This window comes from Nitratireductor sp. L15S-10, assembly GCF_045011005.1.
Taxonomy (GTDB): domain Bacteria; phylum Pseudomonadota; class Alphaproteobacteria; order Rhizobiales; family Rhizobiaceae; genus Nitratireductor.
The window spans coordinates 571,716-589,383 of sequence record NZ_CP120674.1 but is presented as its reverse complement, the minus strand read 5'-3'; the positions used below and the strand labels follow the sequence as shown (position 1 = coordinate 589,383).

General features: G+C 61.6%; 16 protein-coding genes. 7 read left to right on the top strand and 9 right to left on the bottom strand.

Annotated elements, in window-relative coordinates:
• The first annotated feature begins 59 nt into the window (after window positions 1-59).
• Window positions 60-713, top strand: coding sequence for a fructose-6-phosphate aldolase (gene fsa, locus P2W41_RS02885; protein ID WP_404934251.1), 654 nt, complete (start codon window positions 60-62; stop codon window positions 711-713).
• A 179-nt stretch (window positions 714-892) separates the two neighbouring features.
• On the opposite strand, the gene P2W41_RS02880 is transcribed toward fsa, so the two are convergent.
• The 3 genes from P2W41_RS02880 to leuS form a co-directional block, all read right to left on the bottom strand.
• A complete protein-coding gene (locus tag P2W41_RS02880) occupies window positions 893-1,798 on the bottom strand; it encodes a 1-acyl-sn-glycerol-3-phosphate acyltransferase (RefSeq protein WP_229449665.1) in 906 nt (301 codons plus the stop codon).
• A 211-nt stretch (window positions 1,799-2,009) separates the two neighbouring features.
• A complete protein-coding gene (lptE, locus tag P2W41_RS02875; RefSeq protein WP_229449664.1) occupies window positions 2,010-2,555 on the bottom strand; it encodes an LPS assembly lipoprotein LptE in 546 nt (181 codons plus the stop codon).
• 46 nt (window positions 2,556-2,601) lie between these two features.
• Entirely contained in the window at window positions 2,602-5,217 is a 2,616-nt protein-coding gene (gene leuS / locus P2W41_RS02870) for a leucine--tRNA ligase (RefSeq protein WP_404934910.1), read from the bottom strand.
• A gap of 111 nt (window positions 5,218-5,328) precedes the next feature.
• Between leuS and P2W41_RS02865 the strand changes: the two genes are divergently transcribed.
• Window positions 5,329-5,991, top strand: coding sequence for a YggS family pyridoxal phosphate-dependent enzyme (locus P2W41_RS02865; protein WP_292898021.1), 663 nt, complete (start codon window positions 5,329-5,331; stop codon window positions 5,989-5,991).
• Between the two features lie 4 nt (window positions 5,992-5,995).
• Here P2W41_RS02865 and P2W41_RS02860 read toward each other — a convergent pair whose 3' ends face one another.
• Together P2W41_RS02860 and P2W41_RS02855 are read right to left on the bottom strand one after the other, a co-directional pair.
• The gene (locus tag P2W41_RS02860; protein ID WP_404934250.1) at window positions 5,996-6,379 is read right to left on the bottom strand and encodes a hypothetical protein; all 384 of its coding nucleotides are present in this window, start codon (window positions 6,377-6,379) and stop codon (window positions 5,996-5,998) included.
• 240 nt (window positions 6,380-6,619) lie between these two features.
• On the bottom strand, window positions 6,620-6,892 hold the full coding sequence (locus P2W41_RS02855; protein WP_292898025.1) for an usg protein: 273 nt from the start codon (window positions 6,890-6,892) through the stop codon (window positions 6,620-6,622).
• Between the two features lie 296 nt (window positions 6,893-7,188).
• Between P2W41_RS02855 and acs the strand changes: the two genes are divergently transcribed.
• On the top strand, window positions 7,189-9,144 hold the full coding sequence (acs, locus tag P2W41_RS02850) for an acetate--CoA ligase (protein ID WP_404934249.1): 1,956 nt from the start codon (window positions 7,189-7,191) through the stop codon (window positions 9,142-9,144).
• A gap of 396 nt (window positions 9,145-9,540) precedes the next feature.
• On the opposite strand, the gene P2W41_RS02845 is transcribed toward acs, so the two are convergent.
• Window positions 9,541-9,996 (bottom strand): thermonuclease family protein, encoded by a 456-nt coding sequence (locus tag P2W41_RS02845; RefSeq protein WP_292898029.1) that lies wholly within the window; start codon window positions 9,994-9,996, stop codon window positions 9,541-9,543.
• A gap of 42 nt (window positions 9,997-10,038) precedes the next feature.
• On the bottom strand, window positions 10,039-10,245 hold the full coding sequence (locus tag P2W41_RS02840) for a DUF1674 domain-containing protein (protein ID WP_292898031.1): 207 nt from the start codon (window positions 10,243-10,245) through the stop codon (window positions 10,039-10,041).
• 122 nt (window positions 10,246-10,367) lie between these two features.
• Here P2W41_RS02840 and htpX point away from each other — a divergent pair, with 122 nt between their 5' ends.
• The 3 genes from htpX to P2W41_RS02825 all read left to right on the top strand — a co-directional run bounded on the left by htpX (window position 10,368) and on the right by P2W41_RS02825 (window position 14,575).
• Entirely contained in the window at window positions 10,368-11,372 is a 1,005-nt protein-coding gene (htpX, locus tag P2W41_RS02835) for a zinc metalloprotease HtpX (RefSeq protein ID WP_404934248.1), read from the top strand.
• On the top strand, window positions 11,363-12,748 hold the full coding sequence (locus P2W41_RS02830; RefSeq protein WP_404934909.1) for an RsmB/NOP family class I SAM-dependent RNA methyltransferase: 1,386 nt from the start codon (window positions 11,363-11,365) through the stop codon (window positions 12,746-12,748). The genes htpX and P2W41_RS02830 overlap by 10 nt, the downstream gene beginning before the upstream one ends.
• Before the next feature lie 105 nt (window positions 12,749-12,853).
• A complete protein-coding gene (locus tag P2W41_RS02825) occupies window positions 12,854-14,575 on the top strand; it encodes a heparinase II/III family protein (RefSeq protein WP_404934247.1) in 1,722 nt (573 codons plus the stop codon).
• A 29-nt stretch (window positions 14,576-14,604) separates the two neighbouring features.
• Here P2W41_RS02825 and P2W41_RS02820 read toward each other — a convergent pair whose 3' ends face one another.
• Window positions 14,605-15,624, bottom strand: coding sequence for an alpha/beta hydrolase family protein (locus tag P2W41_RS02820; protein ID WP_404934246.1), 1,020 nt, complete (start codon window positions 15,622-15,624; stop codon window positions 14,605-14,607).
• A gap of 427 nt (window positions 15,625-16,051) precedes the next feature.
• Here P2W41_RS02820 and P2W41_RS02815 point away from each other — a divergent pair, with 427 nt between their 5' ends.
• On the top strand, window positions 16,052-17,050 hold the full coding sequence (locus tag P2W41_RS02815; RefSeq protein ID WP_404934245.1) for a helix-turn-helix domain-containing protein: 999 nt from the start codon (window positions 16,052-16,054) through the stop codon (window positions 17,048-17,050).
• Here P2W41_RS02815 and P2W41_RS02810 read toward each other — a convergent pair.
• Entirely contained in the window at window positions 17,047-17,664 is a 618-nt protein-coding gene (locus P2W41_RS02810) for a LysE family translocator (protein ID WP_404934244.1), read from the bottom strand. The genes P2W41_RS02815 and P2W41_RS02810 overlap by 4 nt on opposite strands.
• Window positions 17,665-17,668 lie beyond the last annotated feature (4 nt).

The following is a 17,668-nucleotide window of genomic DNA, read 5'->3' as shown; positions in this document are numbered from 1 at the left end:
ATGGAGGATGGAAATGCATCCTCTCAATCCCCGCCTTCGGACTGCCTAAGGAGTTTGCCATGAAGTTCTTCGTCGACACCGCCGACGTCAATGAAATCCGCGAATTGAGCGACACCGGTCTGCTCGATGGCGTCACCACGAACCCGTCGCTGATCATGAAGTCGGGCCGCGACATCATGGAAGTGACGAAGGAAATCTGTCACATCGTCGATGGCCCGGTCTCCGCCGAAGTCACCGCAACCGACTTCGAAGGCATGATGAAAGAGGCAGAGGTTCTCTCGAAGATCGCCGACAACATCTGCATCAAGGTGCCGCTCACCATGGATGGTCTCAAGGCCTGCAAGGCGATCACCTCTTCGGGCCGCCTCGTCAATGTCACGCTCTGCTTCTCGGCCAATCAGGCGCTGCTTGCCGCCAAGGCTGGTGCCACCTTCATCTCGCCCTTCATCGGCCGTCTCGACGACATGGGCATCGATGGCATGGACCTGATCGCCGAGATCCGCACGATCTACGACAATTACGATTTCAGCACCGAAATCCTCGCTGCCTCGATCCGCACCGTAAACCATGTGAAGCAGGCCGCCCTGATCGGCTCCGACGTGGCAACCGTGCCGCCGTCCGTTTTGAAGGCGTTGGTCAAACACCCGCTCACCGACAAGGGCCTGGAAGCCTTCCTCGCCGACTGGGCCAAGACCGGCCAGAAGATCGGCTGAGGCTTCTGACGCTGAAAACATCGGTGCAGGAAAATCACCGGCATCGAAGCCCCTTCTCCCCGCCCGCGGGGAGAAGGTGAGGATGAGGGGCCGGCGCCAGCAACAACAGCATGCGCGCCCTTCTTCTCCGAAAACGAATTTCTACCGACGCACGCCAATCGGCACGCTCGCCGCAAATCCTAGAAGGTCGCGTCCGGGTCTTCGCGCAGCCGGTGCACGGTGTGTTCCTGAAGGCGCGCGGCCACATCCGCCGGTTCTCCCTCACCCAGCGCGTCCGGCATGATCGGTTTGCCGATCACCATGCTGATCGCGCGGCCCTTCTTGTTCAGAAGCTCATGGAACAACGTCATGTCGCGCAGCTCGTTCGAGTAGCGCGAGAGCAGATAGAACAGTCCCGAATTGCGCGCCGTCATGTTCATCGGCACGACTGGCACCTGATAACGCCGCGCCAGTGCGACCACGGAAGGCTGCCAGGGCCTCTCGGTCAGCTTGTCCTTGTTCCAATAGGCTATGCGCCCCGAGGGAAAAAGCACGATGGCCTTGCCGGCGTTGAACGCCTTGGCGGTCATTTCCAGCGTGTCGCGGCTCTTGGCATGGGATTTCTCTCCAGCGCGCCATTCCACCGGAATGATCAAATCGCGGAAGCGCGGATTGACACGCAGGGCATCCCGGTTGGCAAAAAACGCCATATCCGGGCGAGGCGCTTTCAGCATGTCGTAGACGGCTATCCCGTCCGCAATGCCCGTCGGGTGATTCGGTGCGAGGATAAAACCTCCCGAAGCTGGTATGTTCTCCAGCCCGCTCGCGGAGATTTCCAGCGAAAGGAGCCGGCTGATGTATGCGAATGCATCCCAGCCCGATAATTCAGCGACCTCGTCGGCCATGACCACGGCCTGCCGATAGTGCAGGAAGCGGTAGAGAAAAGGTTGGGCCAGCGGCCAGAGCACGTTTTGCGAGAGATGCGTGGTCCGCTCGGCAATGAGCTGATCCACTACATGAGGCGTTTCGGGCGCATAGACGTCACGACCGAGAACGCGACTGCCGAGAACCGCAGCGACCGAGGTCAGCGTCGTATGCAAAGCCATGGACGAAGTGCTCCCTGAAGCATTTCGGTTCTGGTCATGACCGTCATCCCGCTCCTTCGTCTTGCCGGAAGAAGAACTTCCACGAAAATTGGGCAACATTCAGAGATCACGCCTCACAGGCTGTTTCACCGAATACTGTGACGACGCAATGACACGAATGCAATATTGCAATGCCAATTTGCAACGAAACCGCGCATTCAAAAAACCACGGTTACAAACCGTTGCCAGATCGTGCCAGATCCTGCCCCAGCGCAAGACGCAACTGCTCGGCAAGCTCGCGCGCAGCGCGATTCTCCGCATCGCGCTCGGCGCGCAGGGCAGCAAACTCCTGCCGGGGAACATCATACGCAGAGGAAATCTGACGGCGTCCCTTGGCAACCACCTGGCCGGTGCCGCTTTCGGTCAGGGTGTAACCTGCGGTCATGGTGAGAAGGCTGGAGGTCGGCTCATTGTCTGTACGCACCTGAACACGCGCCGCCGCGGAACTGGATCGCGTCACGGCAAGCTCAAGAGCGTAGCGTGCGTTCGATGGTTGTCCGGCACCACCATTGAGCAGGAAAATCAGATGATTGCGAACTTCCTGCCCATAACGCGTATCAACGGGCGCGATAGCGATGGATGACAGGGCAGGCGAAGATGCAAAGCTGCCTTGCGTTGCATCCGGCGTCGCCATCAGGGGGCGCACCGTGCAACCGGACGCCACGGCCAGTGAAAGTGCCAGACCGGCCAGCATCGAAACGCGAAACGTCGGGTTCAAGCTTTCCCCCTGTTTTCCAAACAGCATCAGTCGACGCCCCACCCTATCATGCAACGATGTTAACAATGCGCTGCGGGACGACGATCACCTTGCGCGGCTGCGCGCCGTTCAGCGCCTTCTGGACGAAGTCCAGCTGGAGCACCGCATCTTCGACGGCAGATTGATCTGCGTCGCGCGCAATTGTCAAATCACCACGTTTCTTGCCGTTGATCTGCACCGGCAGGACAATCTCGTTATCCACGACAAGCGCCGGATCGAATTCCGGCCAGGCACTTGCCGCGACCAGTCCTTCACCGCCGATTGTTGCCCAGCATTCCTCGGCCAGATGCGGCATGAAAGGAGCGAGCAGGTGAATGAGGATCTCAACGGCCTCACGCGCGGCATTTTTCGACGCATCATCAGCGTTCGCCAGCGCGGACAGCGGCTCCTGCAGATCGTTGACGAGCTGGTGAATGCGCGCGATGGCACGGTTGAACGCCAGTTTTTCAATGTCCTCGCCCACGGCCTTCAAGGCCTTGTGCGCCGCCTTCGACGTTGCAACGGCGGAGCCCTCATGAGCTGCCTTCGGCGCCACACCGCGGACATGCTCGGCAGCCTCCGAAACAAGCCGCCACACGCGCTGCACGAACCGATGCGCACCGGTCGCGCCATCGTCCGTCCATTCCACGTCGCGCTCCGGCGGGGAATCGGACAGCATGAACCAGCGCGCGGTATCCGCGCCGAAGGACTCGATAATGTCCTCCGGACTCACCGTGTTCTTCTTGGATTTCGACATCTTTTCGAGCGAGCCGATCGATGCAGGCTCACCCGTGGCGATCTCCACCGCCTTGCGGCCATCGCCCGAGCCTGTGATTTCCACCTCGTTCGGAGCCAGCCAGCGGCCATCGGCGGAACGATAGGTCTCGTGGACCACCATGCCCTGCGTGAACAGGCCCTTGAAGGGCTCGGCCACATCCAGATGCCCCGTCGCGCTCATGGCGCGGGCAAAGAAGCGCGAATAGAGCAGATGCAGGATCGCATGCTCGATGCCGCCGATATACTGGTCGACCGGCAGCCACTCATTGGCGGCCTTCGGGTTGGTCGGGTCGTTCTCCCACGGTGCGGTAAAGCGGGCGAAGTACCAGGAGGAATCGACAAACGTGTCCATCGTGTCCGTCTCGCGCCGCGCATCCGCACCGCATTTCGGGCACTTCACATGTTTCCAGGTCGGGTGACGGTCGAGCGGATTGCCAGGACGGTCGAACTCGATGTCGTCGGGCAGCTCGACCGGCATGTCAGCCTTCGGCACTGGCACGACACCGCAATCGTCGCAGTGGATCATCGGGATCGGGCAGCCCCAGTAGCGCTGGCGGGAAACGCCCCAGTCGCGCAGGCGGAAATTCACCTTGCGCTCGCCCACCGGGCGGCCATTGATCGTCTCGGCGGAGAGGCGCTTTGCCACTTCCTCGAACGCCGCCTTCGGCTTCATGCCGTCGAGGAAGCGCGAATTGATCATCACGCCATCATCGGTGAAGGCTTCCTCGGTGATCTGGAAGGTCGCGGCATCCGCGCCCTCCGGCATCACCACCGGCGTCACCGGAAGACCGTATTTGTTGGCGAAATCCAGGTCGCGCTGATCGCCCGAGGGGCAGCCGAAGATCGCGCCCGTGCCATATTCCATCAGCACGAAATTGGCGACATAAACCGGCAGCGTCCATTCCGGATCGAAAGGATGGCGCACGCGCGCGCCCGTGTCGAAGCCCTTCTTCTCAGCCGTCTCCAGCGCCGCAGCCGAGGTGCCCATGCGGCGGCACTCTTCGCAGAATGCCGCAAGCTCGGCATTGTCGGTGGCCAGTGTCTTCGCCAGCGGATGGTCGGCGGCAATCGCCATGAAGGAAGCGCCAAACAGCGTGTCGGGCCGGGTCGTATAGACCTCCAGCTCGTTCACGCCCTCGGGCGCCGTCTCTTCTGCCAGAGCCCAGCGGATCAACATGCCTTCCGACCGGCCGATCCAGTTGCGCTGCATCAGGCGCACCTTTTCAGGCCACTGGTCGAGATCGTCGATGGCATCGACCAGGTCCTGCGCGTAATCGGTGATCTTGAAGAACCACTGCGCCAGCTCGCGCTGCTCGACTTCCGCACCAGAGCGCCAGCCGCGGCCGTCGATCACCTGCTCATTGGCAAGCACGGTCTGATCCACCGGGTCCCAGTTGACCTTGGAGGTCTTGCGCGTCACCAGCCCCTTTTCGAAGAAGTCGACAAACAGCATCTGCTGCCGGTGGTAATAGTCCACGTCGCAGGTGGCGAACTCACGACTCCAGTCGAGCGACAGACCGAAGGTCTTAAGCTGATCCCGCATCACCGCGATGTTCTGATAGGTCCACTCCTTGGGGTGCACCTTGTTCTGCATCGCCGCGTTTTCGGCCGGCATGCCGAACGCGTCCCATCCCATCGGGTGCAGCACATTGTAGCCCCTGGCGCGCTTGTAGCGCGCGACCACGTCACCCATCGTGTAATTGCGCGTGTGGCCGATGTGAATGCGCCCGGACGGATAGGGGAACATCTCGAGCACGTAGTATTTTGGCCGCCCGTCATCATTGCTGGCCTCGAACAGCTTTGCCTCGTCCCAGGCCTTCTGCCAGCGGGGTTCTGCGACACGGGGATTGTAACGTTCGGTTGCCATGGCCGGATTTTCACAAGATAAGAAGCGGAAATGATGTTGGCGGACCTTCACCATGGTTTCGCCGAAGCGTCAACTCCAAGAGGCCTTTTTGGAAGAGGGATCAGCGAACCGATGAGCCACGCCGTCGAGAATCTGCAGGATGTCAAAGCGAAGATAGCAGAGGCGGAGAAAGCTGCCGGACGCTCAGGCGAACCGGTCACACTGGTCGCCGTTTCCAAGACGTTCGAAGCAGATCAGATCCGCCCGGTCATCGAGGCAGGGCAGCGTGTGTTCGGCGAGAACAGGGTTCAGGAGGCCCAGGGCAAATGGCCCGCGCTGAAGGAAGCGCATCCCGACATCGAGCTGCGCCTGATCGGCCCGCTGCAGTCCAACAAGGCCGCCGATGCCGTCGCCCTTTTCGACGTGATCGAGAGCGTCGACCGGGAAAAAATTGCCCGTGCGCTCTCAAACGAGATGCAGAAACAGGACCGTCACCCGCGTCTTTATGTCCAGGTCAATACCGGCCTCGAAGAACAGAAAGCCGGCATCGACCCGCGCCAGGCCGTGACTTTCGTCAAACATTGCCGCGAGGAATACGGCCTCGCCATCGAAGGGCTGATGTGCATCCCCCCGCTTGATGAAAACCCCGGCCCGCATTTCGCCCTTCTGAAAAAGCTCGCCGCCGAGGCCGGCGTCGAGAAATGCTCCATGGGCATGTCCGGTGACTACGAAAAGGCCATCGCCTTTGGTGCCACCAGTGTTCGCGTCGGATCAGCGATCTTCGGCGCACGCTGAGATTTCATGCATCTGCTGCCGAACGTCCCGTCCCACGCACGACAATCACGAGAAAAAGCAGCGCGGCAATCAGAATAAGCACCGATCCCACTTTCGCCAGTCCCTCGCCTGTTCCCGAAATCGCGAAAATGATGCCCGGAACAATAACGATCACCCCGAGCTGGGCGAGCAGCACCTGCAGCTTGGCGAGCCGGCTTGCCGCCGCCTCCGGCACCAGCGTGTAGAACGCCCCATAAAGCGCGATGGTCACCCAGCCCAGAAGGTTCAGATGCCCGTGCGCCGGCGAGAAGGTGTGATCACCCGAAGCCGACATGTATATACCGAAAACCATCCCGAGCACCGCATAAAGCGGAGCCGTAACCCAGCAAACTCTCGCAAGCCCGTTCATTGTTGCCCCTTACACAATGCGACGCGGCCACCGGAGCAATAGCGTACCGGTTCCTCGTCTCCTCATTCCCAGAACGGCAGTCTACACCTGAGATTGAAGGGTAGGAATATAGGCACAATGGCTGGTCGCTGCTGGCGGAGCCCGCCACCCAATCGGAAAACGTGGCAACCGGACACGGAGCGAGGAGGAAGCTCCATGCCCGGCTGCGCCTGACCCCAACAGGCATCGCCTCAACAGGCATCAATGCAGAACGAGTTCTCCGGCGACGCTACGCCACTCGTTGGGAGAGATCAGCTTTCGGTGTGTGTAGGTCACCGAATGGAGCGGGCCGTCCAGCGTCTCGTTCCAGAAATCGATGAACCGGTAAAGTGCCGGAAAATCCGGTGCGGTGTCGTAATGCTGCCATAGAAAACTCTGCAAGATCGTCGGGTGATCAGGCAGGTGATAGAGAAATTCTGCCGTCGTCAGCCCATAGCCCCGGAGCATCAGCTCCATTTCGCCCGTCTGCTGCATGTGCTTCCTTTCCGAATCGGTTCCGGACTGAAAAATTGTGCGGTGAAAGTGCGCCGCCGTCCAGTGAGATGCTGTCACGAGCACGTAAATTTATCGTGTAAATACATATTGTTAGCAGCCGTCACTCAAGGATGCTAACGCTCCTGGTCCATGCGATTTCGCTCGTTTCAGCCGCTGCCACCAAATGTCTAATGTTGTAGCAGAAGGCAGAATGGTAATAATGCGCGCGAGCTAGCGACCGCTGCGTTGCACGACGCAGATTACGTCCCGGCAAGCGCATATCCGGAGGAGGAAAAATGTCCGAAGTGCATGTTCACCGCGTCAAATCCGCGTGGAAGAAAAACGCGCTCATCGACAATGAGACGTATCTCAAATGGTACAAGGACAGCGTCAGGGATCCGGAGAAGTTCTGGAAAAAGCACGGCAAGCGCATCGACTGGTTCAAGCCCTATACCAAGGTGAAAAACACCTCTTTCAAGGGCAAGGTTTCCATCAAGTGGTTCGAGGATGGCGTCACCAATGTCGCCTACAACTGCATCGATCGCCATCTGAAGAAGCGCGGCAACCAGACCGCCATCATCTGGGAAGGCGACAATCCATACGACGACAGGAAGATCACCTATAACGAGCTTTACGAGCATGTCTGCCGGCTTGCCAATGTGTTGAAGGCGCGCGGCGTCAAGAAGGGCGACCGCGTCACCATCTACATGCCGATGATCCCGGAAGCCACCTATGCGATGCTCGCCTGCGCGCGCATCGGCGCGGTCCACTCGGTCGTGTTCGGCGGGTTCTCGCCCGATTCGCTTGCCGGCCGCATCGAGGACTGCCAGTCCGATTTCGTCATCACCGCGGACGAAGGCGTGCGCGGCGGCAAGAAGATCCCGCTCAAGGAAAACACCGACAGGGCCGTGGCCCTTGCCGAAAAGGCAGGCGCGAAAGTGCGCCATGTTCTGGTCGTCCAGCGGACTGCCGGCAAGATCAATTGGTCCGAGGGCCGCGATCTCTGGTATCACGAGGAAACTGCCAGGGCGAAGCCCGAGTGCAAGCCGGAAAAGATGAAGGCGGAGGATCCGCTCTTCATCCTCTACACCTCCGGCTCCACCGGCAAGCCCAAGGGTGTGCTGCACACGACAGGCGGCTATCTCGTCTACGCCTCGATGACGCATGAATATGTCTTCGACTATCATGAAGGCGACATCTACTGGTGCACCGCCGATGTGGGCTGGGTCACCGGCCACAGCTACATCGTCTACGGCCCGCTCGCCAATGGCGCCATCACCCTCATGTTCGAGGGCGTTCCGAACTATCCGGACGCCTCCCGCTTCTGGCAGGTGGTCGACAAGCACAATGTCAACATTTTCTACACCGCTCCCACCGCGATCCGCGCCCTGATGGGTGCCGGCGACGAATTCGTCACCCGCGCCTCGCGTAAATCCTTACGCATTCTGGGTTCCGTCGGCGAGCCGATTAATCCGGAAGCCTGGGAGTGGTATTACAACGTCGTCGGCGACGGGAAGTCCCCCATCGTCGATACCTGGTGGCAGACGGAAACGGGCGGCATCCTCATCACACCGCTGCCCGGTGCCACGGATCTCAAGGCGGGCTCCGCCACGCGCCCGTTCTTCGGCGTCCAGCCGCAGCTCGTGGATGGCGAGGGGCAGGTGCTGGAAGGCGCCACAAGCGGCAATCTCTGCATCACGGATTCCTGGCCGGGCCAGATGCGCTCCGTCTACGGCGATCACGAGCGCTTTATCCAGACCTATTTCTCCACCTACAAAGGCAAATATTTCACCGGCGATGGCTGCCGCCGCGACGAGGATGGCTATTACTGGATCACCGGGCGCGTCGATGACGTCATCAACGTGTCAGGCCACCGCATGGGCACGGCCGAGGTGGAATCCGCGCTTGTCAGCCATGACAAGGTCTCGGAAGCCGCCGTTGTCGGCTATCCGCACGATGTGAAGGGCCAGGGCATCTACTGCTATGTGACGCTCATGGCCGGCGAGGAAGGCTCCGAGGAGTTGAAGAAAGAGCTTGTCGCCCATGTGCGCAGCGAGATCGGTCCGATCGCTTCACCGGACAAGATCCAGTTCGCGCCCGGCCTGCCGAAGACGCGCTCGGGCAAGATCATGCGGCGCATCCTGCGCAAGATCGCCGAAGACGATTACGGCGCGCTTGGCGATACATCGACCCTCGCCGATCCGGCCGTGGTCGACGATCTGGTTGAGAACCGCCAGAACAAGAAGGGCTGACATTCCTGAACGCCGCGCAGCTCGCGCGGCGTTTCTATGCACCCCTTGCAGAACCGGACGAACGCCTCCACATTGGGTGTGTCGTCAACAAACCGAAAGGAGGTGATCCAATGTCGAGTGATTTCCGTTCAAGCGTGGTCTCGATGGATTGCCTTCGCGGGGAGCAGTCTTCCCGCTGAAGCGCATGAAACGCGGATGGACTGCAATCGCAGACCAGCCATGACCGCGTGAGAATTCGAAAACACGGGGCCGTTCCTTCGGGAACGGCCTTTTGTTTTTAGAATGGGTTTCGTGTTTGATCAGAAGGCGCTGACTTCGAAGCCCCTTCTCCCCGTGCACTGAGAGAAGGTGAGGATGAGGGGCCAGCACCAACACCTTAAAAAAATCACGCCACCATCAACACACGAACGAAACCCGCCGCCCGCCGCCATAGGCCGCCACAAGCCGGGCATCCAGCAGACGCGATGCAACATCTCCGCCCGGTTCCGTCACCACATCGGCAAGCACGCGCCCGTAATACTTGCCGCCGCTAATGTCGCTTATCCAGACAGTCCCTTCGGCGAGCAAGCGCTCGAGCGCTACGCGTGCCTCGCGCGCCGCAGCCTTCTCGACAGCGCAGCGGCTTCGCATTTCGGGTGCATCGACGCCGCGAATGCGCACGCTCACCGTGATGCGCTGGCCGGGCCAGACATGCGCCTCGGCAACAAATGTATCTCCGTCGATCACGCGAACGACACGCGCCTCCACCGGTCCGGAGATCGTCTCCCTGCGGGCTGCGTGGGAGGTGGGTTGCCAGACCAGCAGACAGGCAATTGCCAGCGCAGATATGAATATGGGACAAGAGAAACGCATTAGAGGAATATATTCCTCTAATGCGTTTCGCGCAACCCGCTATCAGAAGTCGGTAGCGATGCCCTTCACTTCCCAGTCGCCATAGCGGGCGGGATCCTGTCCGCCGCGGCCGCCAAGCTCCTTCGGGGCCTTCGCGGCCTCTGCCGCATAGGCCCTGCGCCTTTCCTCAGCTTCCGCCAGCGCGCGCCTTGCCGCAGGCGTCAGCGCCTTCTTCGGCTGCTCTTCCTGTCTGTCCGTCTCTTCCTTCACGGCGAATTCCTCTCGAAAACGGTGAAATATTGAATACACGAAGCGCGTTCCCCATCATATAAGCGATTGGTCGCGCCATGGAAAACGCCGGCGCAGCCTTGTTTCTGGAGCTTGAGACAACGATGAACATGATACGCACCGCGATGCTCTTGGCCCTCATGACGGCACTCTTCATGGGCGTGGGCTATCTGATCGGGGGTACAGGCGGCATGATGATCGCCTTCCTGATTGCAGCGGCCATGAATCTGTTCAGCTACTGGAATGCCGACAAGATGGTGCTCAGGATGCACAACGCCGTCGAGGTCGATGAGCGCAACGCGCCGGAATATTTCGGCATCGTGCGCGATCTGGCCGCGCGCGCCGGCCTTCCCATGCCGCGCGTCTACCTGATCCAGAACGACCAGCCCAACGCGTTTGCCACCGGCCGCAACCCGCAGAACGCCGCCGTGGCCGCGACCACCGGCCTTCTCGATCGCCTGAGCTATGAAGAGGTGGCCGGCGTCATGGCGCACGAGCTTGCCCATGTCCAGAACCGCGACACGCTCACCATGACCATCACCGCGACCCTTGCCGGCGCGATCTCCATGCTCGGCAATTTCGCGTTCTTTTTCGGCGGCAACCGCGACAACAACAACCCGCTCGGTTTCGTCGGGATCCTCGTGGCGATGATCGTCGCCCCGCTCGCCGCCATGCTGGTACAGATGGCCATCAGCCGTACCCGCGAATATTCCGCCGACCGGCGCGGCGCAGAAATCTGCGGCAACCCGCTGTGGCTCGCTTCCGCGCTCGACAAGATCGCCCGGCGCGCCAGGCAGGTGGTCAATCAGGATGCCGAGCGCAATCCCGCCACGGCGCACATGTTCATCATCAATCCGCTCTCGGGCGAGCGCATGGACAATCTGTTTTCCACCCACCCGGACACGGACAACCGCATCGCCGCGCTTCAGGCAATGGCGGGCGAAATGCGCGCGACGCCTGAGCCGCAACGCCGTGAGGAAAACCACGGTCCATGGGGCGCCCGGACCGAAGCACCCGAACCCCGGCCCCAACCCCAGCCCAAATCCGAGCCCAAATCCGAGCCCCGCTGGGGCCGTGACGCCAAGGGGCGCAAAGGCCCCTGGTCGTGAGCCGCCCCACTGCGCGCCGCGCCACCGGCAAAAACCGCCCCAGCCCCGAGACCTTCGACAAGCCCGGCCTTGAGACCCGCCGCGTGGCCACGAAACTGCTCGCCGCCGTGGTGGATGCCCACGCCTCGCTCGACGGTCTCACCGATCCCGCCCACGGCCAGCCCAATTTCCGCGCGCTCGATGCGCGGGACCGCTCGCTTGTCCGCGCCATCCTGATGAGCGCGCTCCGCCACCGCAGCACGATCGAGGCACTGCTTTCCCGCCGTCTGGAGCGCCCGTTGCCCGCCAACGCCCGCGCCCTCTCGCACGCGCTGCATGTGGCGGCGGCGCAGATCCTTTTCCTCGACGTGCCCGAAAGCGCCGCCGTAGACCTCGCTGTCACCCAGGCAAAAAGCGACCCGCGTCTCGCCCGCTTTTCGGGTCTGGTCAACGGCGTTCTGCGCAATCTGATCCGTGTGAAGGCACGCGCGCTTCCCGCCGCCCTTGCCCAGACGCGCGAAGCGCCTGACTGGTTCGCCGAGCGGCTGGAAGCGGCCTATGGCGCGGAAAAGACCGCCGCCATCCTCGCCATGCACCGCCTGGAACCACCGGTGGACTTCACCGTCAGGCAAGACCCGCAACGCTGGGCCGAAGCCCTGGGCGGCATCGTCCTGCCCACCGGAACCGTACGCATCGCGAAGCTTGAGGCTGGCGTCGACACACTTCCGGGCTTCGAGGAAGGCGCATGGTGGGTGCAGGATGCCGCCGCCAGCCTGCCTGCAAAACTGCTCGGCGACATCGCCGGCGCGCGTGTGGCAGACCTCTGCGCCGCGCCCGGCGGCAAGACGGCGCAGCTCATTCACGCGGGCGCAGATGTCACCGCAGTCGACCTTTCGAAAAGCCGGCTCAAACGCCTTGCCGAAAACCTCAAACGCCTTCGCCTCGAAGCGCAGATCGTCGAATCCGACATCCGCAAATACAAGCCCGAAACCCCGTTCGACGCCGTCCTCATCGATGCCCCCTGCTCCTCCACCGGCACGGTGAGGCGGCACCCCGATGTTCCATGGTCCAAGACACCGGAAGACATCGAGAAACTGGCCGCCCTCCAGCGCGCGCTTCTAGACCATGCAGTGACGCTGGTCAGACCTGGTGGCCGGATCGTCTTCTCCAACTGCTCGCTCGACCCTATCGAAGGCGAGGCGATGCTCAACGCGTTCCTGACCGAAACATCAAAGGTCTCGCTCGAGCCCATAAATCCGGACGAGTTGCCGGGCATCAGCACCTTCGTCACACCGCAAGGTTTCCTGCGAACCACCCCTGCCGATGGTTTCGGCGAAACGCCTCTCGCCCAGGGTCTCGACGGCTTCTTCGCTGCCCGTCTGATACGCGAACCCTGAGCTGGTCCTGCCATCTGTGCGCACTGATATATTTCAACTTCGCACAAATCCTTGAATCAACTAGACTCTCAGCTGATTTGGGGTCACGGAAAGAAAAGTCGGTCGGTGGATCAAGCACGGGGACACTCACCACACGAGCTGTGGGGCCTTGTTGCGCGGCAGGCATGGGCGCGCCTGCGGCGGCGTCTGCGCGCGGGCCCGTCCTATCGCTGGCGCTATTCCGGCCGCACGCCTGAACGCGTGCTGATAGCGCCGCCGGACCTGCGCATCGCGGATCCCCAGGTTGCACGAGATATCTATCACGGCCAGTTTCTCCTCGCCGGCCAGCTTGTTGAGACACGCGGCCAGTCTCCGTTCCGCGTGCCGGTCACTGACCCCGCCTGGCAGGAAGCGCTGCACAGTTTCCGCTGGTTGCGCCACATGCGCGCCGCCCAGAGTGATCTGGCCTCGGCCAATGCCCGCGCTCTGGTGGAGGAGTGGATTTCACTCCACGGCAAGCGCATCTCCGGGCCGCCATGGGAGCCCGGCACCACATCCCGGCGCGTCATCGCATGGCTTCAGCATTCTTCCGTCGTGTTGCAGGGCGCCGAGCTTCCGTTTTACCGCCAGTTCCTGAAAATGCTCGCCGTGCAGATGCGCTATCTGCGCACGAACGCCCGTGAGATACCTGATGGAGAAGATCGCCTGCGCGCGCGCATAGCGCTGGCATTCTGCGCCCTTTCGCTTCCCGCACCCGCCACCGCGGTCAAGGCCGCCAGCCGCAATCTCGCACAGGAGCTTGAGCGACAGATCCTTGCCGATGGGGGCCATGTCTCGCGCAATCCGCGCGCAATCATGGAACTCCTCACCGACCTTCTGCCACTCCGGCAGACCTATACGAACCAGGCCGAGCAGCCCCCGCAGGCGCTCATCGACGCCGTCGAGCGCATGCTTCCGGCTTTGCGCTTCTTCCGCCATCGCGATGGTTCCATCGCCCGTTTCAACGGCATGGGCATCACCCAGCACGACAGTGTCGCCGCCATCCTGCGCTACGATGATACCGGGGGCGCACCCCTCCTGCACGCACCGCATTCAGGCTATGAGCGCCTGGCGCTGGGTGCCACCACCATCATTGCCGATACGGCGGCACCACCACCGGCCGACCTTTCCCACTTCGCCCATGCGGGCTGCCTGTCTTTCGAGATGTCATCCGGTCGGCACCAGTTCGTGGTCAACAGCGGCATCGACAATTACGGTGACGACAGCTATCGCCCGCTGGCGCGCACCACGGCGGCGCATTCCACCATCACAATCAACGACACGTCACAGGCACGCTTCAGCCTTTCACCGAAATGGAGCGATCTGATCGGCACTCCGCTGATCGGCGGACCACGCAGGGTCGAGTGCCGGCGCGACGACGGGGCCGGTATCCAGCGCTTCACTGCCAGTCACAATGGCTATGTCTCACGCTTCGGGCTCATCCACGAACGCGCCCTCTCCTTGTCGGAGGAAGGGGCCCTGCTCGAAGGCGTGGATCGCGTGGTCAGGCCCGATGGTTCTGCTTCGACGGCAATCGGCAACGATGCGCTCGCTGTGCGTTTTCATATCCACCCCGACATTGACGTTTTCCGGGATCCGGAGGGACGCCACATTCTCGCAGGTGAAGCTACCGACACCTGGCTCTTCACCGTTGAAGGCATTGTTCCGGTGGTGGAGGAATCGATCTTCTTCGCCGGTCTTGGCGGCCCCCGCAGGAGCCGCCAGATCGTTCTTTACACCACCGCTTCAGAGCATCCGGAAATTCGCTGGCAGTTCCGCAGGACACACGCAATCAACGGCAACGGTTAGACCAGCGCCAGTCTGATCCGGCTCCCGTTTCAAAGCCCGGCAAACGCCGCGATCTCCTCGACAATCGCCTCGTGAACCGCCGCCCGATCGGTCCCTTCAGGATCGTCGCACACCGGGTCGTCCTTTTCTGCAGCGAGCATAGCCGCGCCTTCCGGCTTGCACTCCGCGAGGAATGTGAAGTGATGGGCGGGCGCAATCGTCTTCAGCAGCGCCGAGGGCAATCTTGCGGCCAGATTGCTCCCGTCCGGCCCCACATCTGCCGCCTTGAAAAGATTCGCTTCACCGAGATTGATGAGCAGCACCGGCGTCTTCGTTCTGCCGATGCTCTCGGGCGTTGCGGCATACGTCATGCCCGGATCGATGGCGATGGCCCGCGTGATGCGATCATCGCGCATCTCGACACCGAATCCTTCAGGCAAGGCCGTGAGGTCGACGCCTCCCTTGGCGAAGAACACACAGTCCTGACCGTGCTCGCCCATCCGCGCGCAGTAGTCCGCATACGCACCAGGGTCGAAGCGCAGCCCGGCAAGGTTCAGCGCCGTGGCGCCGCCAAGCGAAAAGCCCAGCGATGCAATGCGCGAACGATCCACGTGATCGGCAAACGCAGGCTCATTAAGCAGCGCGTCGAGTGCAGCGCTGAGATCGGCCGCCCGCTCATCGAGCCGCAGCGAACGGCGCGGAGATGAATCGCCAGATGTGCTGCCTGGATGGTTCACCGCCAGCACCATCGCACCGCGAAGGGCAAGAGCGGAGGAAAGCCAGGAAACGGTGTCCATATTGCCACCAGAGCCATGCGAGAGCACGAAGAGCGGAAAGCGCCCCTCCGCCACCGCAGCACCGACATAGGCAGACGTGCCCTCAAACACGGCATTGTCCCCCACCAGCCCACGATAGGTCGGCGTACCTGCCGGATACCACAGCGAGGCCGCCAGAACCGATGGGCGGTGATCCGCCTTGACCGTCAGGCGATCATACCCGGCATAGGGTTCAGCCATGGCTGCGCCCGTCAGGCCCATGCCGACGAGAAAAGCAGAAAGCAGTTGTTTCATATCCGTCATCCTTTCATCTGGATAACGCAAATCTGCTCAACCCGCGTTCTGCCCGCGTCCTGAAACCGGTTTCAGGACGTGCGAAACCGGTTTTCGAACCAGGCCGTCCACATCGATTCGGAGGCCGCGATATGCAGCCCCCGGCAGTTTCCCAGCCACGGCCTGCTGCACGATTCGACAGGCTCACCATGAGGGAGTGGATGGGCTGATCACTGAAAAGCTTTCCACCGGAACCTACGCTCCTCATGGTAAATCTGTCGAACCACGCACCGCGCCGATGCCTTGGGATAATATGATCGCTGCTCATACGCATAAGGAGTGATCTGGGATTCACCCCGCTAAACGCACCAGGGCTTCGGCAAACATTGCCACGGGCCGGCGGCAATGTCACAACGCAAGCCCTTGCAGCAACGCGCAGGCTCCATCCATGCTGGCTCTGCCCATTCCAACGATCGTCGCCTTCGTGCTCGGCGGGCTACTGATCCGGATCGCCATCTCCAGCGAGCGCCCACCGTTTCTGATGGCGCTGCTCACGGCCTGTGCAGTGCAAAGCCTCATTGTGTCTCTGCGTCAGCACTACGGGATCGCGGCTCTTCTGCCTTTTCAGCCCATCACAGCCACATTCGTGCCGCCGCTGACATGGCTGGCGTTCCAGACGGCCTCGTTCCGTCAGTTCTCATTGCCCCGCGATCTCGTACATCTCGCCGCGCCGGGCTTTGCAGCCTTTTGTGTCATATTCGCTCCCGATACTCTGGATACGGTGGTGCCCGCCATCTTCGTTCTTTACGGCTTCGCGATCCTTGCGAAACTGCATCGCAGCGGCGAGGACCTGCCGCTGGCACGGCTTGAGGCAGGACGCCTGCCAGCCCGCATCTGGGGTGGCATCGGCCTGGCGCTCGTTCTGTCGGCACTCAGCGACGCGTTTATCGCCTTCGCCTTCATGACTGGAAAGACCTGGCTGCCGCCATTGATCGTCAGCGTATTCTCGTCCGCCGCCCTGCTTGCCATCGGACTTCTGGCAGTCTCTCCAGGTGCGATCGGCGAGGCAGAGCCCCAGCGGCCTGAACAGGCACAGAACCCGACTGAACAGGACGCCCATCTCATCCAGAGGCTCGATGCCCTTCTCGAGACCGACAGGCTCTATCTCGATCCCTCCCTCACGCTCGCACGGCTCGCACGGCGATTGCACGTGCCGGTCAAGCAACTCTCATCAGCCATCAATCTGGTAAGCGGAGAAAATGTTTCGCGCTACATCAACCGCCATCGCATTCAGCATGCCTGTCGCGCGCTGGAAGACGGCGCAAATGTCACCGAAGCCATGCTCTCAAGCGGCTTCAACACCAAATCCAATTTCAACCGCGAGTTCCTGCGCATCACCGGCACGACGCCGCGCGAATGGAACGCCAGGATCGCCGCTCACGATTAGCCGTGTAACGCCGAGCCAATCGCAAGCGCGGAGAAGCCAAACAGGATCGTTCCCGATATGCGCGATACCCAAAGCGACAGACCGTCAGGCAGCCGTGCACGCGCCAGCGCCACACCGCCACTCAAGATAAACCACCACAGAAGCGAGCCGAGAAAAACGCCAGTCACGACGACCGCCGCATCGGTAGGACGTGGAGAATCCGCCAGCCCGAGACCGGCAAACATCGCCGCAAAGGCGAGAATGGTCATCGGATTGGTGATTGTCAGAAAAAACGTGGCCGCAGCGGTCCCGAACAGATCGCTTGCCCGGGCTCTGGCAGCGACCCGCGGCGGTACTGCCGAAAAACTCTTCCAGCCGAGCCATGCCAGAAACAGGCCTCCGGCAAGCTTTAGCGGCACATCGACCATCGCAAGGGCCGCCGCAAACGCCGCAAACCCGACTGCCGCCAGCGCCGCATAGAGAGCATCTGCAAGGGCCGTGCCCAGACCGCCGGCAAAGCCGGCCCACAGCCCATGCTCGAGCGTTCTGTTCACACACAACGCCCCGATTGGCCCAAGCGGCGCCGCAACGGCCAACCCAAGCAGCACGCTCTTGCCGAACAGGAGCGCATCCATGGCA

Excerpts from the sequence above, each read along its gene's own strand:
- P2W41_RS02860 (WP_404934250.1), bottom strand. The coding sequence starts at position 6,379 with ATGAACGGGCTTGCGAGAGTTTGCTGGGTTACGGCTCCGCTTTATGCG.
- P2W41_RS02845 (WP_292898029.1), bottom strand. The coding sequence starts at position 9,996 with ATGCGTTTCTCTTGTCCCATATTCATATCTGCGCTGGCAATTGCCTGT.
- P2W41_RS02815 (WP_404934245.1), top strand. The coding sequence starts at position 16,052 with ATGCTGGCTCTGCCCATTCCAACGATCGTCGCCTTCGTGCTCGGCGGG.
- acs (WP_404934249.1), top strand. The coding sequence starts at position 7,189 with ATGTCCGAAGTGCATGTTCACCGCGTCAAATCCGCGTGGAAGAAAAAC.
- fsa (WP_404934251.1), top strand. The coding sequence starts at position 60 with ATGAAGTTCTTCGTCGACACCGCCGACGTCAATGAAATCCGCGAATTG.
- P2W41_RS02820 (WP_404934246.1), bottom strand. The coding sequence starts at position 15,624 with ATGAAACAACTGCTTTCTGCTTTTCTCGTCGGCATGGGCCTGACGGGC.
- P2W41_RS02865 (WP_292898021.1), top strand. The coding sequence starts at position 5,329 with ATGAGCCACGCCGTCGAGAATCTGCAGGATGTCAAAGCGAAGATAGCA.
- htpX (WP_404934248.1), top strand. The coding sequence starts at position 10,368 with ATGAACATGATACGCACCGCGATGCTCTTGGCCCTCATGACGGCACTC.
- P2W41_RS02855 (WP_292898025.1), bottom strand. The coding sequence starts at position 6,892 with ATGCAGCAGACGGGCGAAATGGAGCTGATGCTCCGGGGCTATGGGCTG.
- leuS (WP_404934910.1), bottom strand. The coding sequence starts at position 5,217 with ATGGCAACCGAACGTTACAATCCCCGTGTCGCAGAACCCCGCTGGCAG.
- P2W41_RS02880 (WP_229449665.1), bottom strand. The coding sequence starts at position 1,798 with ATGGCTTTGCATACGACGCTGACCTCGGTCGCTGCGGTTCTCGGCAGT.
- P2W41_RS02810 (WP_404934244.1), bottom strand. The coding sequence starts at position 17,664 with ATGGATGCGCTCCTGTTCGGCAAGAGCGTGCTGCTTGGGTTGGCCGTT.